An 18717-nucleotide genomic window follows, 5' to 3' on the forward strand; every position below is an offset into this window, starting at 1 on the left:
GCGGGGGAGCGGACGGGATCAGCGGGCGACCGGGCGCGTCATCGCCGGGGGATGGGACGGGGCTGAAGAGCGGCCCCTGTCGGGCCCAAGCCCGTCGGCCGAACTCCCGGCGGCCGGAGTGCCGCCGACTCCCGCCGCCGCGGGGCCCTCTCCCGCGCCGCACCGCCGCCGGCGCTGGTGGCTGCTCGGCGGGATCGCCGCGCTGCTCGCCCTCGTGCTGGTGCTGCCGCAGGTGCTGGTGGGGGAGCGATCGCCGGAGACCGAGGCGCGCAGCTTCGTCCAGGCGATCCTCGACGCCGACACCGACACCGTGCGCGAGCACATGGTCGAGCCCGAGGACGGGGTGCTCGACGTCGCCCTCACCGACCAGGTGGTGCTGGCCGCCGAGGAGCGCGTGGACCGGTTCACGATCGAGGAGACGACCGTCGACGGCGATACCGCCCAGGTCAGGGCCACGCTCCAGCTCGGCCGGCGCACCCAGGAGACGACCCTTCATCTCACCCGGCACCGCGAGGGGGCGCTGCGCCGCCCCGTGTGGGAGCTGGAGCCCGTGGAGCTGCCGGTGATGCGGGTCTCCGTGCCCGTCAGCGCCCCCGCGGTGCTGATCAACGGGGTCGAGGTCCCGCTGTCGGACGAGGCCCGGGCCGACCAGGCCTTCGGGCTCGTCGAGGTGCACCTGGTGGTGCTGCCCGGCGTGTATCAGGTCAGCGCCCCCGAGGGCGGGGAGGCGGTCACCCCGACCACGGTCCGCTCGACCATCCCGCCCGTGCTCGGGCCCTGGCTGAACTCGCTCATCGAGATCGGCTACGACCTCACCGACACCGGCAAGGAGCAGTTCAGCACCTACCTGATCGACACGGCGCTGCTCGAGTGCGTGCGCAGCACCCAGCCGCGCCCCGAGAACTGCCCCTTCGGCGCTTCGGAGGAGGTCACCGGCGAGGGCGCCTGGCAGATCCTCACCCCGCCGCAGATCCACGTCGCGGGCGGGGCGGTGGGCTACTACGACGCCTACGGATACGGCGGCCTGGCCGAGTTCACCGTGACCGCCGAGGACGGGGGCACCACCGTGCACCGCGTGCCGATCGAGGAAGCCGCGATCGGGATGATGGACCGGGACGGCCGTTTCTACGGCACCTGGTTCGGGAACCAGGAGACCACCTACTACTGAGGTGCCCGGCCGCGACGGCTCAGGTCGGGGCGGCCGTCTCCTCGGGCTCGGCCGGTCCGGCCTCGACGGGACGGTCCCCGGCGTCGGCCGGATTGCGGCGGATGAACAGTGCGATCGCCACGGTGACCAGCCCCAGCACCGCCGAGATCGTGAACGCCGCCGAGGTGCCCGCGGAGATCCCCGCGAGCTCCGTGGCACCGCCCGCGGTGGTGCCCGCCGCGACCCGCGCCATCACCGAGACCATCAGCGCGGCACCGGCCGCGCCCGCGACCTGCTGCACCGTGCCCACGATGGCCGAGCCGTGCGGGTACAGCCGCCGCGGCAGCGAGCCCATCGCCGTGGTCATCAGCGGCGTGAACACGAACGCGAGGCCCAGCGACATCACCACGTGGCCCACCACGATCAGCCACGCCTGCTCCGGCACGCGGGACATGATCCCGATGCCCACCACCACGGCGGCGAGGCCCGGCAGCAGCAGCGGCCGCGGGCCGACCCGGTCGAACAGCCGCCCGACGAACGGGGCGAGCAGACCCATCGCGAGACCGCCCGGCAGCATCATCAGCCCCACCGACAGCGTGGACAGCTCCAGCACCCGCTGCAGGAAGATCGGCAGCAGCACCACCACTCCGAACATCGAGCCCATCATCACCACCATCAGCCCGACGGCGACGGCGAAGTTGCGGCTTGCGAAAGTGCGCAGGTCCAGCAGCGCCCGCTCGTGGCGCTGCAGCCGCAGCTGGCGCAGCACGAACAGCGCCAACGCCACCACGCCCACCGCGAGCGCCACCAGCGCCGCCACGGGCGGGCCCGACGGAGCCTCCGCCGCGCCGCCGTGACCGCCGCCGCTGATCCCGGTCAGCCCGTAGACCAGCGGCCCGAAGCCCACCGCGGACAGCAGCACCGAGAGCGCATCGGCCGGCTTCGGATCCGCCTCCGAGACGTTCTCGATGCGGCGCAGTCCGATCGCCAGCGCCGCCACCGCGATCGGCAGCACCAGCACGAACAGGAACCGCCACGGCGCGAAGGAGAGGATCAGGCCCGACAGCGTGGGGCCGAGCGCCGGCGCGACCGAGATGACGATCGAGATGTTGCCCATCACCTGGCCGTGCCGCGAGGGCGGCACCAGGTTCATCACCGTGGTCATCAGCAGCGGCATCATGATCGCCGTGCCCGAGGCCTGCACGATCCGACCCAGCAGCAGCGGCAGGAACGCGGGGGAGACCGCGCAGATCAGCGTGCCGGCCGTGAAGGTCGTCATCGCGATCGCGAACACCTGCCGGGTGGAGAAGCGCCCCATCAGGAAGCCGGTGATCGGGATGACCACGGCCATGGTGAGCATGAACCCCGTCGTGAGCCACTGCGCGGTGGTCTCGGCCAGATCGAGGTCGTCCATGATCGGCGGCAGCGCGACCGACAGGATCGTCTCGTTCAGGATCACCACGAAAGCGCTGATCAGGAGCAGGACGATGACGCTGCGATCGCGCGGGGAGAGCGCGGCGGAGGAGGGCGCGGCAGGGGCGGGGGAGCGGGTCACCGAGGGAGTGTAGGCACGGGGCATCCGGGCGGGACAGAGAATTCCGGGTGCATCACAGCGGCGTGCGATGTCCGACGTCCGCGCGGTGCCGTCTGTCCGGGTCCGACGGATCCCGGGGCGGGAACGACAGCGCTGTATTTCCTCGATAAACACAGCGACGTCATTCCCGGTCGGTAACGAGTCTCCCCATGAAACGGCAAAGAATTGCGCCGCGACGGGGAATCTTCGCGGGATCGCGCTGTCCGAACGGGGGAGCGGGCGGCACCGTGGAGGGGTGCCCGGCGCGGGCGCGCAGGTCAGCGGGGTCCCCGTCGGCCGCAGTGCCCGCCGCGCGGGCATCCCGTCCGATCCCCATCCCCATCCCGCGAGGAGTCCCCGATGACCGCGAGCCGACCCAATACCCACCGCGCCCCCGGCCGGGCCGTCGCCTTCCGCGGCGTGCGCGTCGCCCCGAAGGTCGCCGCCGCCACCGGCGGCGTCGTGGTCGTCGCCGGGCTAGGTCTCGTCGGCACCCAGAGCGCCACCGCCGCCGGCACCGTCTGGGACGAGGTCGCCCAGTGCGAGTCCGGCGGCAACTGGTCCATCAATACCGGCAACGGCTACTACGGCGGCCTGCAGTTCTCCAGCTCCACCTGGAAGGCCTACGGCGGCGGCGAGTACGCCTCGACCGCGAACCAGGCCACCAAGGCCGAGCAGATCGCCGTCGCCCAGCGCACCCTCCAGGCGCAGGGGCCCGGCGCCTGGCCCACCTGCGGGAAGAAGGCCGGCCTCACCCGTGCCAACGGCGGCGCCGACGTGAACGCGCAGCCCGGCGGGTCCTCCTCCCGCGACTCCTCCGCGTCCCGCGACGCGGACCGCACCAGCCCCGCCTCGGGGCAGCTCGTGGTCGACGGCAAGTTCGGCCCCAAGACCACCAGCGCCCTGCAGGCCTGGGTCGGCGTGCCGGAGGACGGCTCGCTGTCCACCTCCGACATCAAGGCGCTGCAGAAGAAGGTCGGCGCGGTCCCCGACGGCAAGATCGGCTCCGAGACCACCGGCAAGCTCCGTGCCGCGATGGGCCTGAGCTACAACGGCGTGTGGGACTTCCGCACCAGCTACGGCACCGTCAAGGCGCTCCAGCAGCACCTCAACGGCTGATCCCGCTCCCGACGCGCGGCCGCCTCGCCCCCGACGGCCCTGGGGGAGGGGCGGCCGCGTGCGGTGCGTCCGAGCGCGGAGGGCGTCCGGCGCCCGTCCGTCATTGAGAACCCCCGCGACGCCGCGCTATGGTGTGTCCGAAATGGGCGAAATGCCCGGAGGGTAGTGACAGCGGGGCGCACGCGAGACGACGCCCCGGGATGGGGGCCTCGGCCGTGTCTTCCGCCAGCGACACCAGGAACGACGAGGGGATGGCCGTGCTGCCGCGCCCGGGCGTCACCGCCCGCGCAGCCGCCCGCCACGAGGGGGAGGCTCGATGAACGGCGAGGGGAGGGTCCTCGACCCGGCCGACCGGGACGACCTCGCGACCTGGCGCCGGCTGTGGGAGGAGAGCACGCACCAGCTCCCCTTCGCGCACCCCGGCGTCGCCGGCCCCCTGGGGGAGGGCGCGGGTCGCCTGCTGGCGGTGACGATGCAGTGGCAGGACTCCTCGGTCCTCTACCCGCTGATCCTGCGCGATGCACCGGGCGGCCTCCGCGACGTCGTCTCCCCCTACGGCTACGGCGGCCCGCTCGTCAGCGGAGACGCCCCGGTCGACGAGCTCGCCGCGCAGTTCTGGGCCTACTTCGAGGACTGGGCGCGCGAACAGCGGGTGGTCAGCGAGTTCGCGCGCCTGTCGCTCTTCGACGACGTCCTGCCGCACCCCGGGCGCCTCCGGGGGCGGAACCCGAACCTCGTGCGCGAGATCGAGCCCGACCGCGAGGCGCTGTGGGCCGCGAGCTCCTCGAAGGTCCGCCAGAACGCCCGTCGGGCGCTCCGGGCCGACCTCACGGTGCGCTTCGTGGAGGACGCCTCGATGATCGAGGACTTCCACTCCGTCTACACCGGGACGATGGAGCGCCTGGACAGCGCCTCCTGGTACCGCTTCGACGTCCCCTTCTTCTCCGCGCTCCACGACGGGGTGCCGGATCGGCTGCTCTACGTCGCCGCCGAGCGCGATGGACGCCCGATCTCCATCGACCTCATGCTGCTGGGCAGGGACACCGCCTACTACTTCCTCGGCGGCACGGAGATGGAGGCCTCCCGGGACCGGCCCAACGACCTGGTCAAGATGAGCGTCATGGAATGGCTCTCCGACCACGGCTATCGCTGGTACGTCCTCGGCGGAGGGCTGACCTCCGGCGACGGGCTCGAGAGGTACAAGCGCGGCTTCGCCCCGAAGGGCGAGCGGATGTTCCGCACCGCGGAGCGGGTCCTGGACGCCCGCCTCTACGACCGACTCGTCGCAGAGCGCCGCGCCGAGGCGGCCGACGCCCGGCGCGCCTTCGACGAGGAGTCCGCCTTCTTCCCCCTCTACCGGGCACCGCTGGGGGAGCCGCTCGACCTCCTCGAGGCGGCCGGCGCGACCTCCTGATCCCCCGCCGGTCGGGACCGCTGCGGCGTCCCGGTCGGCGAGCCGTCCCCGAAGGCCTCGGGCGCAGCGTCGCGCCCGGGGCCTTCGTCGTGCCCTGCTCGGCGGGCGCGACCGGGATCCGTCGCGGATGCGGCTTCACAACCCCCCAAAAGTGACGTATGGTGCGAATCGTCTTAAGGCGGGCAAAACGGACATTCGCGACTCTGTCGCGGGGCCGCGGTCCGCAACGCCGATCGAGGGGGACCCGTGTCCATCATCTCTCTGCACTCCGTCCTGCGTGCTTCGTCGACCCGCCGACGCGGCGCCGTCGGCGAGGGCGAGCTCTCCGCCGAAGCGGCGCAGGGCTCGCTCCACGGCCGCGACCTCCTCCTCGCACCGCCGCTGCTCATCGGCGTGGACGCGGTGATGTGGTTCGTCGGCCTGTGGGCCGCCTCCGCCCTGCGGCTGGAGACTCTCTCCTTCTCCTTCGGCCTCTCCCTCGACGGGACCGGCACGCCGGTGCTCGGCCTGCTCGTGCTCACCGCGATCGCCGTGACCGTCTACACGCTCCTCGCCCGCGCCGTGCGCCTGCACCAGGGCCGCCACCTCGTGGGCAGCTTCGACGAGATGGCGCCGCTGGCCGGAGTCGTGCTCGCCACCGCGTTCGTGATCACCGCCGCCAACGCGCTGTGGCCGGCGCAGCTGCTGCCGAGGACCGCCACGGTCATCGCCGCGCCGCTGGTGATCCTCGCCGTCGCGGCCGCGCGCTACCTGGTGCGCCTGGCCGAGCTGCGCGCCCTGCGCACCCGGCGCGAGACCGAGCCCTCCCGCGCGCTGATCGTCGGCGCCGGCGACGTCGGCCGCGCACTGGCCGACTCGATGATGCGCGACCCCTCGTCGACGTGGGAGCCCGTCGGCTTCCTCGACGACGACCCGCGCAAGCGCCACCTGCGCCACGGCGGCGTGAGCGTCGCAGGCACCACCGACCAGCTCCGCCCCGCCCTCGAGCGCACCGGCGCGGACGTCCTGGTCATCGCTACCACCCACATCTCCGCCGAGACGATCGGCACCCTCACCGCCGCCGCCACCGAGCTCGAGCTGCCGGTGAGGATCGTCCCGCCGCTCGGCGAGATGATCGACGGGGTCCACCACGCCGACCTGCGCGAGATCCAGCCCGCCGACCTCCTCGGCCGCCGCCCCGTCACCACCGACCTCTCCACCATCTCCGAGATGCTGCACGGGAAGACCGTGCTGGTCACCGGGGCCGGCGGCTCCATCGGCTCCGAGCTGTGCCGCCAGATCGCCGACTTCGACCCCGCCGAGCTGGTGATGCTCGACCGCGACGAGTCGGCCCTGCACGCGCTGCTGCTGAGCATGAGCGGCACCGCCGACCTCGGCGACGACAACATGGAGCTCGCCGACATCCGCGACGCCGAGCGCCTCGACGCCGTGTTCGGCCGCCACAAGCCCGACGTCGTCTTCCACGCCGCCGCGCTCAAGCACGTCAACATGCTCGAGAAGTCGCCCGACGAGGCCTTCAAGACCAACGTGCTCGGCACCCACAACGTGCTCGAGGCCGCACACCGCCACGGCGTGGAGCACTTCGTCAACATCTCCACCGACAAGGCGGCCGACCCGCACAACGTGCTCGGCTACTCCAAGCGCATCGCCGAGGGGCTCACCGCCCACAAGGGCCGCACCGCCGGCCACGGCACCTGGCTCAGCGTCCGCTTCGGCAACGTGCTCGCCACCCGCGGCTCCGTGATCCACACCTTCATCGCCCAGATCGAGCGCGGCGGCCCCGTCACCGTCACCGATCCCGATGTCACCCGCTACTTCATGACGGTCTCCGAGGCGGTGCAGCTGGTCCTCCAGGCCGCGGTCGTGGGGGAGAGCGGCAAGGCCCTCGTGCTCGACATGGGAGAGCCCGTCCCGATCGTGCAGCTCGCCCAGCAGCTCATCGACGCCTCCCGCAAGGACGTGGAGATCGCCTTCACGGGCCTGCGCCCCGGCGAGAAGCTCCACGAGGACCTCTTCGCCCCCGGCGAGGACTCCGTGGTGACCTCCCACACGCTGATCCGCGGGGTGCCGGTCGTCCCGGTCGCCTCCGACGAGCTGCCCGACCTCCGCTCGCTGCACAGCGACGCGCAGGTCCTCGACGTCCTGACCACCGTGTGCGAGGCGATGGAGGCCACCCGGCCCGCCGCCGCCCGCGCCCCGATCGCAGTGGGGTTCTGAACCATGGCACGCATCCTCATGTCCGGTCCCGACGTCACCGTGCTCGAGCGCACGGCCGTCGCCGACGCCTTCGACTCCGGCTGGATCGCGCCGCTCGGCCCCGCCGTCGACGCCTTCGAGACCGCCATGGCGCAGCGGATCGGCAGGCGCCACGCCGTCGCCCTCGCCTCCGGTACCAGCGCCCTCCACCTGGGGCTGCTGGCCTGGGGCGTCGGCCCCGGCGACGTGGTCCCCACCTCGACGATGACCTTCGCGGCGACCGCCAACGCGATCAGCTACACCGGCGCGACCCCGTACTTCGTCGACTCCGACCCGGCGACCGGGCAGATGGACCCGGGCCTGCTCGCCCAGGTCCTCGAGGAGCTGGCCGAGGAGGGCGTCTCCGTCCCCGCCGTCGTGCCCGTGGACCTCCTGGGCCGCAGCGCGGACCACACCCGCATCGTCGAGATCGCCCACCGCGCCGGCGCGAAGGTGCTGGTGGACTCCGCCGAATCGCTTGGCGCCCACCACGCCGGGCTGCCCGCCGGCAAGCACGGCGACGCCGCGATCTTCTCCTTCAACGGCAACAAGATCATGACCACCTCCGGCGGCGGCATGTACCTCACCGACGACGAGGACGCCGCCTGTCGCGTGCGCCATCTCGCCACCCAGGCGCGGGAGCCCGCGGTCCACTACGAGCACCGCGACATCGGCTTCAACTACCGCCTCTCGAACCTGCTGGCCGCGATGGGGAACGCCCAGCTGCGCCGGCTCGACGAGATGATCGCCCGCCGCCGCGCCCGTCGCGAGGCCTACGCCAGGATCGTCGAGGACGTGCCCGGCGTGGAGGTCTTCCAGCGCGACGGCGACGAGCAGGACAACTGCTGGCTCACCGCGCTCGTCGTCGACCCGGAGGTCGCCGGGGTCGACGCCGCCTCCCTCAGCGCCGCCCTCACCGAGGCCGGGATCGAGAGCCGCCCGCTGTGGAAGCCGATGCACCTCCAGCCCGTCTTCGCGGGGATCCCCGCCGCGGTCAACGGCGCCTCCGAGCGACTGTTCCGCACGGGCCTGACCCTGCCCAGCGGCTCCGCCCTCACCGAGGCGGAGTGCGAGACCATCGACCTGACGCTCCGCGCGGCCCTCGACCGACGCGCGGTCTCCGCACCGTTGACGGAGGCAGCGACATGACGCAGTCCGGCGCACCGGGACGAGGGCGCCGGGCCCGCGCGATCGTGGGCCCGATCCAGCACCTCACCCCGATCCGTCTTTCCCCGGCGCAGCAGACCTATCTGCGCCGGCGCCGACGAGCCGATGCGGTCCTCGCGGGGCTCGGGCTCGCGGTCTCCGCACTTCCCATGCTCGTGATCTCCGCCGGCGTGATGGCGACGATGGGCAGGCCGGTCCTGTTCACCCAGGAGCGCGTCACGCAGGACGGGCGCATCTTCCGCCTGCGGAAGTTCCGCTCCATGCGCGCCGTCGCCCCCGACGGCTCCGACGACGACGCCGCCCGCCTCGTCCCCTTCGGGAGGCTGCTGCGCGAGACCAGCCTCGACGAGCTGCCCAGCCTGTTCAACGTTTTGCGCGGCGACATGAGCCTGGTCGGTCCGCGCCCGCTGACCACCGACTACATCGGCCGCTTCAGCGCCGAGCAGTTCGCCCGGCACACGGTCCCCGCGGGGCTCACCGGGTACTCGCAGGTGCACGGTCGCAACTCCCTGGCCTGGGACGACCGGCTCACGATGGACCAGGAGTACGTGCGCCGCATCGGCTCCGACCTCGACCTGCGGATCCTGATCGACACCGTCATCGCGGTGCTGCGCCGCGACGGCGTGACCGACGAGGGCGGGGTGTCCATGGCGGACTTCCCCGGCCCCCAGTCCACCACCGACCTCGAGCTGCATGGCCCCGAGGACGACGGCACCTGGGTCTGCCGCGACCGTGAGGAACGCATCGTCCTCGAGGGCACCGCCGCTCTCCTGGAGCCGGGGCTCGTCGAGCTGACGATCCGACTCGGCCCGGGCGCGGAGGGGGCCGCGGACACCCTCCTGGACGAGGCGCTGCTGCTGCTGGCCAGCAGGCTGCGCGTCGTGCACGAGGCCGAATGGGCCTGCCTCGCCCCCGGCGAGGAGCCCGCCCCCGAGCTCGCCGCCTCCCTCGCCCGCAACGGCTACGCCGCCCCCGGCGCCGCCGTCCGCCACCCCACCGCCGATCTGCCGCCCACGACGGTCCCCGACGGCACGCCCGCCCTGATCGCCTTCCTCGGCCTGCCCGAGGAGGGCTTCGCACGCCCCCTTCAGCCGGTGAGAGATTCTGAGGAGAGGACTTCATGAGCATGCTGTCGATCAGCCCGGCCGGTGCGCACCGCGCCCACGGCGCCGATGCCGCACCCCGGGAGCAGGGGACCCTCCCGGCCCCGCAGGACGTCTCCTTCGCCGTGCTCGACGGCGCCGACCCCGAGGAGCGCCGCCGCTGGACCGAGGCCTGGCAGCGCGCCGGTCAGCGCGACCTGTTCACCCATCCCGACTTCGTCGAGGCCGAGGCGCGGGACGGCGAGCAGCCGATGTGCGCCGTGATGGCCTTCCCGGACGGCACCGAGATCTACTACGCCTTCATCGTCCGCCCCATCACCCACGACGCGGCCGGGAACGTGCTGGACGAGGAGCTGCGCGACCTCTACACCCCGCTCGTCTACGGCGGGCCGCTCTCCGCCGGTGCCTCCCCGGCGCAGCTCGACGAGTTCTGGGCGGCGCTGCGCGAATGGGCGCACGAGCAGGGGATCGTCAGCGAGATCATCCGCTTCACCCCCGTCGAGCGCCACCGCCTGCCCTATCCCGGCACGCTGCGCGAGCAGGCCCCGCACATCGTCGTGGACCTCGACGGATTCAGCGAGGAGGACGTCATCGCGGCGCTCCGCAAGAGCGTCCGACGCGGCTACCGCAAGGCGCTCGAGGGCGGGATGACCCTGCGCGTGGTGCGCGACGAGTCCGGCATCGAGGACTTCCTGCCGATCCATGCCGAGACCATGCACCGCCGCGAGGCCCAGCAGAGGTTCCACATCGGCGAGGACTTCCTGCGCACGATCCATCGCGCCGTCCCCGGCCAGGTCGCGTACGTCTTCGCCGATGAGGACGGCGTCCCGCAGTCGGCCGAGATGGTGATCCTGCGCGACGACTCCAGCGTCGCCTACATCGCAGGGACCCTCACCGAGGCCCTCCGCGGGAACGCGACCACCCTCGCCGCCGTCGGCGCGCTGCTCGTCGCGCGCGAGGCCGGCAGCCGCGAGCACGTCCTGACCGGCGGGATCACCAATACGGCCGACGACAGCCTGCTGCACTTCAAGCGCGGCTTCACCCGCGACGGCGACCGCGCCTACTTCACCGGCGAGCAAGTCTTCCTGCCCGAGGCCTACGAGCGACTCTGCGCCCCCGCCCAGGAGCGCCGCGCCGAGAGCACCTTCTTCCCCTTCTACCGTTCCGCCCCGCCCCGGACCGACGGACCTGCGGGCCCCGGGCCGAGCGAGGAATCACCTGGAGATCGAACGGACGATCGACGATGAGCAGCGCGGTGCAGACCGACCCCCGACAGCGCCAGGACACGCATGCGGGCTTCGATGTCCGCACCGAGTACTCCGTGAGAAGGATCGACGAGCGCACGTTCTCCGCACATCTGCACCGCTCCTCCTCCGGCAATTTCCAGCAGACCCCGCACTGGGTTCGCGCGAGGGAGACCGACTGGGACTCGGAGCTGCTGGGCGTCAGCGACCGCGACGGGGATCTCGTCGGGATCGCCGCGGTGCGGCTGCGGGCACTCCCCGTGGGGCCGTGGAAGCTCGCCTACATCAACCAGGGCCCCGTCATGGACTGGGAGGACGGCGATGTCGCCGGGATCCTCGGGGCTCTCGTCGCGCACCTGCGCAACGCCAAGACGTTCGCCATCCGGATCGTGCCCCCGCTCACCGTCCACCGCTGGGACCCGGAGCCGATCCGAGCCGCGATCCAGGACGAGGCCCACCTGGCGCTGTCCCAGCTGCCGCCCGACGAGATCGACGAGACGGGCCGGCGCACCATGATCGCCCTCGACCAGCTCGGCTGGATCCGCCAGGACCAGGAGAAGGTCGAGGACGCCCAGTCCGTCTACAACGTCTGGGTGCCGCTCGACGCGGTGGAGGAATCGGAGATCCGGGGCCTCGCCAGCGGCTCCTTCCGACGCAACGTCCGCGGCGCCGAGCGCAAGGGCGTCGAGATCGTCGAGGCCACCAAGGCGGACCTGCCCGAGGTGAAGCGGCTCTACGACGACACCTCCGCCAAGCACGGGTTCGCGACCTTCTCCCTCGAGTTCCTCGAGTCGATGTGGGACTCCTTCACGGACGAGTTCCCCGGGAAGTTCCACGTCCTGCTCGCCGTGCACGAGGGGGACGTCCTCTCCGTGATGGGCACCGTGCAGACGGGCCGACGGGCGCAGGCGGTGCTCATCGCCAACAGCGATGAGAAGCGCCAGCTCAAGGCCTCGAACCTGGCCTACGACGCCGCTCTGCACCGTGCGTACGCCGACGGCGCCGTGCTCTACGACCTCGGCGGCGTCGGCGGCTCGCTCGACGCGGAGACCGCCGACGCCGGCCTGCTGCGCTACAAGGCCTCGGCCGGCGGCGTGACCTACGAGTATCTCGGCACCTGGGACCTGCCGCTGAACCCCGTTCTGTACCGGGCGTTCACGACCCTGCTGCCCCTGTACGGCCGGCTGCGCGCCTGGAGGTCGGAGTGGTGACGCTGAGCGACGCGCGGGACCGGACCAGGCACCCGCGCGGCTCGGCCGGACGCAGGCGCGACCTCGCCCCGCATCCCCGCACCACGGTGCGCGGCATCGACGAGGACGCCTACTGGGAGTACCTGGGCTCGTCCGCCCATGCCGGCTACCAGCAGAGCCCGCAGTGGGGGAGGGCCCGCAGCGGGGACTGGGACCCGGAGCTCGTGGGCTGGTACGACGCCGACGACCGCCTGGTCGGGGTGGCGCTGCTGCGCAGCCGCTCCCTGCCGGTGGTCCGTCGCCGCTTCGCGATGATGGCGCAGGGACCGGTGATCGACTGGGAGCACGGCGACCTGCCGGATCTCCTCGCCGCCCTCGAGGCGTACGCGAGAGGGCACGGGATCTTCGCGCTGGTCGTCGTCCCCTCCCTGGCGCTGCGGGTCTGGGGGCCGACCGGGGTCAAGGCCGCCCTCGCCGATCCCGAGGTGACCAAGTGGTCCCAGGTGACCTCCGATCGCGAGGACCCCGTCGGCCACCGGGCCGTCCAGGCCCTCGCCGCCGCGGGATGGCACCGCCTGCCGCAGGACGGGATGCTCGACGCCAGCCAGCCGCTGTTCACCTTCTGGATCCCGCTGGGCGGGCGCACCAAGGAGGAGGTGCTGGCCGGCATGACCCGCGCCTGGCGGAAGAACATCCGCAAGGCCGAGCGGGAGGACGTGGTGGTCATCGACGGGACGCGCGAGGACCTCCCCACGGTCCAGCGCCTCTACGCGGAGACCGCCGCGCGGCAGGGGTTCTCTGTACAGCCGCTGGAGTACTTCGAGTCGATGTGGGACGCGCTCGCCGGCGACCAGCCCGGCACCTTCCACCTCCACCTCGCCCTCCACGAGGGGGACGTCCTGGCCGCCAACGGCACCGCCCGCGCCGGAGGCCACGCCCAGGGCGTCTTCGCCGCGCGTGGCGACCTGCGGCGACAGCTCAAGGCGGCCAACGCGCTCTACGCCGAGATCATCCACGGCGCGATCGCGGAGGGCGCCGACCAGCTCGACATCGGCGGCGTCGCGGAGACGCTCGAGGCCGACGGCCCCGAGGCCGGTCTGCTCGTCTTCAAGGCGGACATGGGCGGAGAGGTGCGCGAGGGCATCGGCGGCTGGGAGCTGGTCCTCTCGCCGCTGCTCCACGCAGGCTTCACGCGGCTGCTCCCGCTCTACGGACGCATCCGGCACCTCGCCGACGCCGGGCTGCGGCGTCCGATGCGGCGCTCGAGGTCGTGAGGCGCTTCCGCCTGTCGGCGCCATCACCTAGAGTAGGATCCACCCCAATGGGACAAAACGGACATCGCGGCACGCGGTGCCGAGGCGGTCGCCCTGCGCCCCGCCGGCGTCCCTCGTGACAAGGAGGCCCGTCGTGACGGGAAGTGCAGATCTCGGAACCGCCGCGGCTCCCGAGCGGCGTGCGGACGTCGCAGCGCCCGTCGTCGGGCTGCTGACGTCCATCGGGGGGACGCTCGACGCCTTCTTCCTCGAGATCACCGAGCGGTGGCGCGAGCAGGGAGCCGTGGTCGAGAGCGCCGCCGGGTCCCTCGCCGAGACCTTCGCGGAGGCGACGGTCCTGCCCTCGATCACCCGCAGGCCCTCCCCGCGCAACTGGCGCGCCCGGGCGGAGCTGCGCGAGTGGGTGCGCGGCAGGGGCATCGACGTGGTCATCACCAACACCGCGACCGCCTCCATGCTCGTGCGCGCCGCCGGGGTGGGCGTGCCGGTCGTCTACTTCTGCCACGGCCTGCACTGGAACGGCGACCGCCTCGCCGACCTGCCCTTCCGAGCGATCGAGCGCGCGCTCGTGCACCGCACCGACGGGATCGTCTGCATCAACTCCGCCGACCAGGACTGGTTCGACCGGCACGCGACCCGCATCCCGCGCCTGCGCCTCCTGGGCGGCGTCGGCCTGGACACCGAGCGCTTCGTGCGCCGTGCCCCGATGCCCTGGCGCGAGGGGGAGGAGCCGCTTCGCCTGGTGTGGTGCGGGGAGTTCTCGGAGCGGAAGAACCCCGCCGCCGCCGTCCGGCTCGCGCACGTGCTGCGCGACCGCGGCGTGGACGTCGTCCTGGACATGCTCGGCGAGGGCGAGCTCTTCGACGACCCGAGCTCCCGCAGCGACGTCGAGGGGCTCGTGATCCGCCACGGCGTCGCCGACCCGGTCCCGCACTTCGAGCGCTCCCACGTGCTCGTGCAGACCTCCCGCTGGGAGGGCCTGCCGCGCGTGGGCCTCGAGGCGATCGCGATCGGCCTGCCCGTCGTCGGCTTCGACGTCAAGGGCGTGCGCGACCTGCCCGCCGTGCAGCTCGCCCCCGAGGACGACGTCGAGGCGCTCGCCGACCGCGTGCTCGGCGCCGCCCGCGGCGAGGGCCCCGCCCTGCCGGAGGCGTCCACCCTCTCCTACGTCCATGCCGCGGACACCCTGCTGGAGTTCGCGCGCTCGACGATCAGCGGCGAGTACCCGCACGGGACGAGGTACGCGCTGTGAGCCATCCGCCCGCCGCACGGGGAGCCGCGGGCCTCGGGAACGGGGGAGGGACCCGATGACGCCGTACTTCATCCTGCTCGTGGTCGTGACGGCGCTCGCCGCGCTCAGCTTCCGGGTCGCCCTGAAGAACCCGCGCGAGACGCCCTCGACGGAGGCGGCCGACGCCCCGGCCCGGACGGGCGGCATGAGGACCCCCGGCATGAGGACAGCCGGCGCGAGGGCGACGGGGACGAAGAGCCTCTCCGCGTCCCGCTACCGTCCCCGCTCCGGCGGCCTCGGCCTTGCGACGAGGACGGCGAGCTCGACCAGGTACCGCGCCCGGTCCGCCGGCGCGATCGTCACCGAGGAGGAGACCGCCCGGGCCGCACGGCGATGGACGGTCTTCGACGCCGCGGCCGTCACCGTGCTCATCGCGTTCTCCGGGCTCCGCTACGACGTGGGCACCGACTACCCGACCTACGAGCTGGTCTTCAACAGCATGAACCCTGACGACTGGGCGAGCGACTTCGCCGAGTCCACGCAGGAGGTCGGGTACACGCTCCTGATGCTGGTGATCAAGACGTTCACGGAGGACCCGAAGGCGCTGTTCTGGGTCGCGGCGGTCCTGACCGTGCTGCCCGTCTATCTCGGGATCAAGCGGCTGTCCATGGATCCGGGCTTCGCCGTCGCGCTCTTCGTCGCCTTCGAGTACACCTCGTCCTTCAACGCGCTGCGCCAGTACATCGCCGTCGCGCTCCTCTTCCTCGCCTGGACCTACCTGGGCAGGAAGAACGTCGTGTTCTGGGTGCTCGCGATCATCGCCCTCAGCTTCCACATGACGGCGATCCTCGCGATCGTCGTGATGCTGGTGGTGCGCCGCTGGCGGCCCACCGTCCAGACCACGCTGTTCTTCCTCGGAGGCGCGCTGGTGGCCGCGGCAGGCGTGCGGGCCGCGCCCTTCCTCGTCTCCTTCCTCGAGGTGCTCAACCCGCGCTACGGGGACTACCTCGACTCGGGGCAGACGGGCATCGGCTCGTACCTGTCGATCTTCGCCTACCTGGCGCTGATGATCCTGGTCGTGTTCGTCGGCAGTCGGAAGGCGCCGCTGACCCGCCTGGAGTCGCAGCTCGCCGTGCTGGTCCTCGCCGGCGTGGCCCTGATGATCGTGGGGACCCAGGCGATCGTGCTCAGCCGACTGTCGGGCTACTTCGGGATCTTCGCGATCCTGCTCGTGCCCAACCGCATCGCGAAGATGCAGGACCGCACGCTGATCACCCTGCTGGTCCTCCTGGCCGCCGTCGCCTACTACGCCCTGGGTGTCCAGAACTACGGCGAGGTCATCCCGTACCGCACCTACCTCGGGCAGTGACGGGCGCCGGCCCCGAGAGGGGCGACGGGCGCTGCCGACGAGCAGCGACGGGGCGCCGTCGCCGACGGACCGACGGACCGAGCGGCAGCCTGACGGACCGACGGACCGAGCGGCAGCCTGACGGACCGGCGGACCGAGCGGCAGCCTGACGGGCCGGCGGACCGAGGGACCGAGCGGCAGCCTGACGGGCCGGCGGCGGGACGGAGCAGCGGCTCCACGTGCCGACGGACTGACGAGGGGGCATGCGCCTGAACGGCGCACGCCCCCTCGTCCCCTCGCCCACCGGGCGGAGAGCGACGCTGCTCTCAGCTCGGCAGGGGCTCCTCGAGGCTTCGACCGATCGCGCGGGCCGAGGTGTCCACCGCGGCGGCGATCATGCCGAAGCTCTTCACGTATCCCGCCGGCGGGCCGCCGTAGGGATCGGCGATGTCCATCTCCGCCCGGGACGCGTTCGCGAGCCGTCGGAGAGGGGCGCAGGCGCGGACCAGATCGGCGAGCGAGTCGTGGACCTCGTCGTCGCCGAGCAGCTCGGTGATCCGCGCGAACTCGAGCATCGTGAAGGTGCGGCGCACCGCGCGGGGCGAGAGCGCGGTGACCGAGGCGCGCTGCCTCGTGCTCATCGTGAGGATGAGATCAGCGGCCTCGACCGCCTCGAGGGTGAGCTGTGTGCCCCTGCCGCGCAGCTCCTCGCCGGTGGACTCCAGCACCGTGCTGATCGCCTCCGGGACCGGACGGCGCCCCACCACGGCGTGCGTTCCTGCGCTGCTGACGGCGATGCGCCGAGGAGCAAGGCGATGGCGCAGCAGCCCCTCGCCCACGGGGGAGCGGCAGATGTTCCCCGTGCAGACGACGAGGATCGAATCGATCGAATCGGTCGTCATGCGGACCTGGCCCCCTGTCGACCTGCGCCGCCGGAGACGGTCAGGGTGGGGCCGTCGGCCGGGACGTCGGCCTCGTGGGTGCCACCGGAGGAGCGTTCGGCGTCGGCCGGCCCGGTGCCGTCGGGGCGCGTGGCCTCGGGACGGCGCACCGCACGGCGCCGCGGCGCGGCGGGGCGGCCGCCGTGCATGGCGGTCGGGCGTGCGGCCCGGGCGGCCGGCAGGGCCTCCGGACGGTCGCCGGTGGCCTCCTCGGCCTCCAGCGCCTCCTCGTGCCGGTGCTCGGACGATGCCGACCTCGAGGGTCGGGCGTCCTCGGGCCACGCCTCCGCGGGACGATCCTCGGCGGGCACCACGCTCACCGCGGGCTCGGAGGACTCCTCGTCGGGGAGGTAGGTGTAGACGTCGCGGACGTCCCGCGGTGCGTTGTTCACGACCACGCCGAGCACTCGGGCGTCGACGGAGTCCATCTTCGCGAGCGCCTCGCCGAGCTGCTGCTTCTTGACCCGGTCACTCTGCGCGACGACCAGCGATCCGTCGACGAAGCGGGAGAGCGCCACGGCATCGGTCACGGCGAGCAGGGGAGCGGTGTCGACCACCACGTAGTCGTACGCCTCGGACGCCGCCTCCAGCAGCGAGCGCATCGCCTCGCTGCCCAGCAGCTCGCTGGGGTTCGGGGGGATGGGGCCCGAGGTGAGGACGTCCAGGCCCGCCGTCTCCAGCGGCTGGGTGACGTCGTCGAGCTCGACATCGCCGATCAGCACGGTGGTGAGGCCGACGGTCCGCTCGAGGCCGAGCTCCGTGGCGAGGGAGGGACGGCGCAGGTCGGCGTCGACCAGGAGCACACGATCCCCGGCCTGGGCGAGCACCTGGGCGAGGTTGATCGCAGTGCTCGACTTGCCCTCGCCGGAGAGCGAGGAGGTCACCAGGAGGGTGTTCATCCTGTCGGCGGTGAGCATGAAGTGGAGATTGGTGCGCAGCTCGCGATAGGCCTCCGCCTGCACGCTGCTGGGCTTCTGCGCGGCGATCAGCGCGACGTTCTGCGAGGAGTGCACCGAGGGGATCGATCCGATCACCGGAAGGTCGTACAGGGCCTCGATGTCGGCGGGGCGACGCACCCGGTTGTCCAGGAAGTCTCGCACCACGGCCGCCGCCAGCCCGGCGAGCAGCGCGAGCAGCACGCCGAGCGCGAGGTCACGGGGGATGTTCGGCGACGCGGGGGAGCTCGGCGTCGCGGCGGCGGAGATCACGGTGAGCTCGACGGTCGAGGGGACGGCCTCGAAGCCGTCCTCGGTGGTCCCCGTCGCGGCCGCCTCCTGAGTCGGCGCCTCGAGGGTCGAGACCTGCGTGCGCAGGCTCTCCGAGGTGGCGTTCGCGATGGCAGAGGCGACCTGCGGGTCCACCGAGGAGGCCGTGATGTCGATGATCAGCGTGTCCTCGGGGATCCGGGTGCTGATGCGATCGGCGAGCTGGTCGGCGGTGAGATCCAGCCCGAGCTCCTCGATCACCGGGTCGAGCACGATCGGCGTCTTCGCGAGGTCGGCGTAGGTGATGATCTGCTGGCTGGCGAAGTTCACGCCGCTGCTGCGCTCGGAGACCGAGCCGCCCGCCTCGGTCTGCACGAACACTCGGTTCGTGGCGGTGTAGGTCGGGGTGCGCGTGAGCGTCAGAGTGCTGACGACCGCCAGCACGATCACGGCCGCGATGGCGGCTGTGCTCCACCGCTCCTTCAGGATCGTCAGGTACTGCTGCAGCTCCACGGGAGTCCCCTCG

At 72.5% G+C, this 18717-nt stretch carries 14 protein-coding genes; 11 read left to right on the top strand and 3 right to left on the bottom strand.

Annotated features, from left to right (window positions below; all coding sequences use genetic code 11):
- Positions 1–118: 118 nt before the first annotated feature.
- Positions 119–1168, top strand: a complete 1050-nt coding sequence (locus DS079_RS11490) for a hypothetical protein (protein ID WP_126987860.1) — start codon at positions 119–121, stop codon at positions 1166–1168.
- A gap of 19 nt (positions 1169–1187) precedes the next feature.
- Here DS079_RS11490 and DS079_RS11495 read toward each other — a convergent pair whose 3' ends face one another.
- Positions 1188–2726: an MDR family MFS transporter gene (locus tag DS079_RS11495; protein WP_373877729.1), complete on the bottom strand. Its 1539-nt coding sequence runs from the start codon at positions 2724–2726 to the stop codon at positions 1188–1190.
- A 354-nt stretch (positions 2727–3080) separates the two neighbouring features.
- Here DS079_RS11495 and DS079_RS17630 point away from each other — a divergent pair, with 354 nt between their 5' ends.
- The 10 genes from DS079_RS17630 (at position 3081) to DS079_RS11545 (ending at position 16066) form a co-directional block, all read left to right on the top strand.
- Positions 3081–3839, top strand: a complete 759-nt coding sequence (locus tag DS079_RS17630; RefSeq protein WP_126987864.1) for a transglycosylase family protein — start codon at positions 3081–3083, stop codon at positions 3837–3839.
- Between the two features lie 316 nt (positions 3840–4155).
- A complete protein-coding gene (locus DS079_RS11505) occupies positions 4156–5253 on the top strand; it encodes a GNAT family N-acetyltransferase (protein WP_126987866.1) in 1098 nt (365 codons plus the stop codon).
- 246 nt (positions 5254–5499) lie between these two features.
- Entirely contained in the window at positions 5500–7470 is a 1971-nt protein-coding gene (locus DS079_RS11510; RefSeq protein ID WP_126987868.1) for a nucleoside-diphosphate sugar epimerase/dehydratase, read from the top strand.
- 3 nt (positions 7471–7473) lie between these two features.
- A complete protein-coding gene (locus tag DS079_RS11515; RefSeq protein WP_126987870.1) occupies positions 7474–8637 on the top strand; it encodes a DegT/DnrJ/EryC1/StrS family aminotransferase in 1164 nt (387 codons plus the stop codon).
- A complete protein-coding gene (locus tag DS079_RS17250) occupies positions 8634–9779 on the top strand; it encodes a sugar transferase (RefSeq protein WP_206516165.1) in 1146 nt (381 codons plus the stop codon). Before DS079_RS11515 ends, DS079_RS17250 begins: the two co-directional genes overlap by 4 nt.
- The gene (locus DS079_RS11525) at positions 9776–11005 is read left to right on the top strand and encodes a GNAT family N-acetyltransferase (RefSeq protein ID WP_126987872.1); all 1230 of its coding nucleotides are present in this window, start codon (positions 9776–9778) and stop codon (positions 11003–11005) included. The genes DS079_RS17250 and DS079_RS11525 overlap by 4 nt, the downstream gene beginning before the upstream one ends.
- The gene (locus tag DS079_RS11530; protein WP_126987874.1) at positions 11002–12213 is read left to right on the top strand and encodes a lipid II:glycine glycyltransferase FemX; all 1212 of its coding nucleotides are present in this window, start codon (positions 11002–11004) and stop codon (positions 12211–12213) included. Before DS079_RS11525 ends, DS079_RS11530 begins: the two co-directional genes overlap by 4 nt.
- Positions 12210–13466, top strand: a complete 1257-nt coding sequence (locus DS079_RS11535) for a lipid II:glycine glycyltransferase FemX (RefSeq protein ID WP_164736228.1) — start codon at positions 12210–12212, stop codon at positions 13464–13466. The genes DS079_RS11530 and DS079_RS11535 overlap by 4 nt, the downstream gene beginning before the upstream one ends.
- 133 nt (positions 13467–13599) lie before the next feature.
- On the top strand, positions 13600–14718 hold the full coding sequence (locus DS079_RS11540) for a glycosyltransferase (RefSeq protein WP_164736229.1): 1119 nt from the start codon (positions 13600–13602) through the stop codon (positions 14716–14718).
- Between the two features lie 55 nt (positions 14719–14773).
- Positions 14774–16066, top strand: a complete 1293-nt coding sequence (locus DS079_RS11545) for an EpsG family protein (protein ID WP_164736230.1) — start codon at positions 14774–14776, stop codon at positions 16064–16066.
- Between the two features lie 305 nt (positions 16067–16371).
- Here the strand turns inward: DS079_RS11545 and DS079_RS11550 are convergent, their stop codons facing one another.
- Both DS079_RS11550 and DS079_RS11555 read right to left on the bottom strand, forming a co-directional pair.
- Positions 16372–16947: an arsenate reductase/protein-tyrosine-phosphatase family protein gene (locus DS079_RS11550; protein ID WP_126987882.1), complete on the bottom strand. Its 576-nt coding sequence runs from the start codon at positions 16945–16947 to the stop codon at positions 16372–16374.
- Positions 16944–18704, bottom strand: coding sequence for a tyrosine-protein kinase domain-containing protein (locus tag DS079_RS11555; RefSeq protein ID WP_126987884.1), 1761 nt, complete (start codon positions 18702–18704; stop codon positions 16944–16946). Before DS079_RS11555 ends, DS079_RS11550 begins: the two co-directional genes overlap by 4 nt.
- Between the last annotated feature and the right edge of the window lie 13 nt (positions 18705–18717).

Source organism: Brachybacterium paraconglomeratum, assembly GCF_003994255.1.
In the GTDB taxonomy this organism is placed as follows: Bacteria; Actinomycetota; Actinomycetes; order Actinomycetales; family Dermabacteraceae; genus Brachybacterium; species Brachybacterium conglomeratum.

Excerpts from the sequence above, each read along its gene's own strand:
- DS079_RS11495 (WP_373877729.1), bottom strand. The coding sequence starts at position 2,726 with ATGCCCCGTGCCTACACTCCCTCGGTGACCCGCTCCCCCGCCCCTGCC.
- DS079_RS17630 (WP_126987864.1), top strand. The coding sequence starts at position 3,081 with ATGACCGCGAGCCGACCCAATACCCACCGCGCCCCCGGCCGGGCCGTC.
- DS079_RS11505 (WP_126987866.1), top strand. The coding sequence starts at position 4,156 with ATGAACGGCGAGGGGAGGGTCCTCGACCCGGCCGACCGGGACGACCTC.
- DS079_RS11515 (WP_126987870.1), top strand. The coding sequence starts at position 7,474 with ATGGCACGCATCCTCATGTCCGGTCCCGACGTCACCGTGCTCGAGCGC.
- DS079_RS17250 (WP_206516165.1), top strand. The coding sequence starts at position 8,634 with ATGACGCAGTCCGGCGCACCGGGACGAGGGCGCCGGGCCCGCGCGATC.
- DS079_RS11525 (WP_126987872.1), top strand. The coding sequence starts at position 9,776 with ATGAGCATGCTGTCGATCAGCCCGGCCGGTGCGCACCGCGCCCACGGC.
- DS079_RS11530 (WP_126987874.1), top strand. The coding sequence starts at position 11,002 with ATGAGCAGCGCGGTGCAGACCGACCCCCGACAGCGCCAGGACACGCAT.
- DS079_RS11545 (WP_164736230.1), top strand. The coding sequence starts at position 14,774 with ATGACGCCGTACTTCATCCTGCTCGTGGTCGTGACGGCGCTCGCCGCG.
- DS079_RS11550 (WP_126987882.1), bottom strand. The coding sequence starts at position 16,947 with ATGACGACCGATTCGATCGATTCGATCCTCGTCGTCTGCACGGGGAAC.